General features: G+C 74.5%; 2 protein-coding genes. Both read left to right on the top strand.

Annotation, left to right across the window (positions count from 1 at the left end; genetic code table 11):
• Nucleotides 1-2,611, top strand: a 2,611-nt coding sequence (locus tag VN520_RS33725) for a DEAD/DEAH box helicase (RefSeq protein ID WP_325750754.1), incomplete at its 5' end; no start/stop codon positions are given.
• Nucleotides 2,608-3,397 (top strand): SWIM zinc finger family protein (locus VN520_RS33730; protein WP_325750755.1); only part of this gene is annotated, 790 nt, incomplete at its 3' end. The genes VN520_RS33725 and VN520_RS33730, both read left to right, overlap by 4 nt.

The following is a 3,397-nucleotide window of genomic DNA, read 5'->3' on the forward strand; positions in this document are numbered from 1 at the left end:
CTGGGGAGCGGCCGCCCTGCACGCCCTCACCCTCGTGGCGCGCGGCAGGCTCCTGCCCGGACTGACGGCCGACGGCCACGACGCCTGGCGGGCCGGACCGCGCGACGCGGAGGACATCGCCCACCTGAGGGCCGTCGCCGCCTCGATGCCACCCGAGGGACACGCCGTCCCGCTGGACGGCACGCCCCTGCGCGTCCCCGAACCCCGCGCGCTGCTCGGTGCCTTCCTCGACGCCGTCGCCGACGCCCTGCCCCGGACACCCGCCGCGGCCCACGCCATGGGAGCGCCGTTCGCCGCCCGCGAGGCACAGCACCTGCCGGACGCCCGGGCCTGGGCCGTCGAGGTGGCCGCCGGGCTCGACGCCGGGGTGCGCGTCTCGCTCCGGCTCGACCTCTCCGCGTACGACCTGTTCGACTCCTCAGGCCCCGCCGGGGGAACTGCCGGCTCCGGCCCCGCCGGGGGAGCGGCGGACGAAGACGCGCCCGGCCGCCCGGCCGCGACGCGTCACGCCGCCGCGGCCATCACCCAGGTGCACAGCCTGGCCGATCCGACGTACGTCACCGACGCGGCCACGCTGTGGAGCGGCGGGGCCGGTGAGCCCTTCGGGCCCAGAGCCCGGATCGACGCGGTGCTCGCACTGCGCCGCGCCGCCCGCGTCTGGCCGCCGCTGGAACGACTGCTCGACCAGCCCGTCCCCGACGTGCTCGCCGTCTCCGAGGACGAGCTCCACGAACTGATCGGCGAGGCCGGAGCACGGCTCGCCGCAGCAGGGGTGGCGCTCCACTGGCCCCGTGAGCTCGCCCGCTCCCTCAACGCGGCGGCCGTCGTCCGGCCCGCACCGGGCTCGGCCACCGACGGCACCTCGTTCTTCGACGCCGAGCAGCTCTTCGCGTTCGACTGGCAGCTCTCGCTGGGCGACGACCGGCTCACCGAGGCGGAGATGGACACCCTCGCCGAGGCGCACCGGCCCGTGGTGCGGCTGCGCGACCGCTGGGTCGTCGTGGATCCCGCACTCGTCCGCAAGGCGCGCAAGCGGGAGCTCGGCCTCCTGGGCCCGGTGGAGGCGCTCGCCGTCGCCCTCACCGGCAGTGCCGAGGTCGACGGCGAACACGTCGAGGCGGTCCCCGCCGGAGCCCTCGCCGCGCTCCGCGCACGCATCCTGGACGAGGACGCCACCCTCCCCGCGCCGCCCGGACTCGACGCCACCCTCCGCGACTACCAGCTCCGCGGACTGGCCTGGCTGGACCGCATGACCTCGCTCGGTCTGGGCGGCTGCCTCGCCGACGACATGGGCCTGGGCAAGACGATCACCGTCATCGCGCTCCATCTGCACCGTGCCCGCACGGCCCCCACCCTGGTCGTCTGTCCCGCGTCCCTCCTCGGCAACTGGCACCGCGAGATCAACCGCTTCGCACCCGGTGTCCCCGTGCGCCGCTTCCACGGCACCGACCGCACCCTCGGCGGCCCCGACGGCGGCTTCGTCCTCACGACCTACGGCACGATGCGCTCCGGCGCGGAGCAGCTCGCCGGACACACCTGGGGACTGGTCGTCGCCGACGAGGCACAGCACGTGAAGAATCCGCACTCCTCGACGGCCCGGGCGCTGCGCACCATCCCCTCCCCGGCGCGCGTGGCCCTGACCGGCACCCCCGTCGAGAACAACCTCTCCGAGCTGTGGGCGCTGCTCGACTGGACCACCCCGGGGCTGCTCGGCCCGCTCAAGGCGTTCCGTTCCCGGCACGCCAGGACCGTCGAGAACACCGGCACCGCCGCAGGCCTGGGCAACGAGGAGGCGGTCGAGCGGCTCTCCCGGCTGGTCCGGCCCTTCCTGCTGCGCCGCAAGAAGTCCGACCCGGGGATCGCGCCCGAGCTGCCGCCCAAGACGGAGACCGACCACCCCGTCTTCCTCACCCGGGAACAAGCCACGCTCTACGAGGCGGCCGTCCGCGAGACCATGGCGTTCATCGAGCAGTCGGAGGGCATCGCACGGCGCGGACTGATCATGAAGCTGCTGGGATCGCTCAAGCAGATCTGCAACCACCCCGCGCAGTATCTGAAGGAGGAGCCGACCCGGCTCATGGGGCGCTCCGGCAAGCTCGCCCTGCTCGACGAGCTCCTCGACACCATCCTGTCCGAGGACGGCTCCGTCCTGATCTTCACCCAGTACGTGTCGATGGCCCGGCTCCTCTCCGCCCACCTCGCCTCCCGCGCGATCCCCTCCCAGCTGCTGCACGGCGGCACACCGGTCCCCGAGCGGGAACGGATGGTCGACAGCTTCCAGTCCGGCGAGGTCCCCGTCTTCCTGCTCTCCCTCAAGGCGGCGGGCACAGGACTGAATCTCACCAGGGCCGCCCATGTCATCCACTACGACCGGTGGTGGAACCCGGCGGTCGAGGAGCAGGCCACCGACCGCGCGTACCGCATCGGCCAGACCCAGCCCGTGCAGGTGCACCGGCTGATCGCCGAGGGCACCGTGGAGGACCGCATCAGTGAGCTGCTGGAGTCCAAGCGGGCCCTGGCCGACGCGGTGCTCGGTTCCGGCGAGGCCGCCCTGACCGAACTCAGCGACCGTGACCTGGCCGACCTCGTCTCGCTCCGGAGGACGCCATGAGCCCCGGCGGGAGCCCTGCGGCCCGCCCGGGCCCCGACGATCTGCGGCGCACCTTCGAAGCGGTGCCCGCCCGGGCCTCCGGCGCCGAAGGGTCCTTCGCGGACAGCTGGTGGGGCCGGGCCTGGGTGGACGCGCTGGAAACCCTGTCGATGGACGGGGGACGCCTCGCCCGCGGCCGTACGTATGCCGACGGCGGCCACGTCGCCGCGATCACCGTCACCCCCGGCCGGGTCATCGCCTACGTCCACGGCAGCCGCCCCCGCCCCTACCGCGCGGAGCTGCGCCTGCGCACGCTGGCGGCGTCCGACTGGGACCTGTTCCTGGACGCCGTCGCGGCCCGGCCGGGGCACCTGTCGGCGCTGCTCGACAAGGAGATGCCGCACTCCCTGGTCGACACGGCGGGGGAGGCCGGCATCCGTCTGCTGCCCGCCGCCGGTGATCTGGACCCCGACTGCTCTTGCCCGGACCGGGGATGGCCCTGCAAGCATGTGGCGGCGCTCTGCTTCCAGACGGCACGGCTCCTGGACAGCGACCCGTTCGTCCTGCTGCTGATGCGCGGCCGGGGCGAGCGGGAACTCCTCGACGAGCTGGGGCGCCGCAACGCCGAGCACTCCGCACGCGAGCGCCCCGAGACGCCCGCCATACCCTCGGTCGCGGCCCTCGACGCCCTGGCCGACCGCTTCCTGCCGCCGCTGCCCGCGCCCCTGCCCGTGCCGCCGTACCCAGGTGAGCCGCCGTCCTACCCGGAGCTGCCCGGCGCCCGCGACCCGCTCGGTCTCGACCACC

It is taken from the genome of Streptomyces sp., from assembly GCF_035563135.1.
GTDB lineage: Bacteria > Actinomycetota > Actinomycetes > Streptomycetales > Streptomycetaceae > Streptomyces.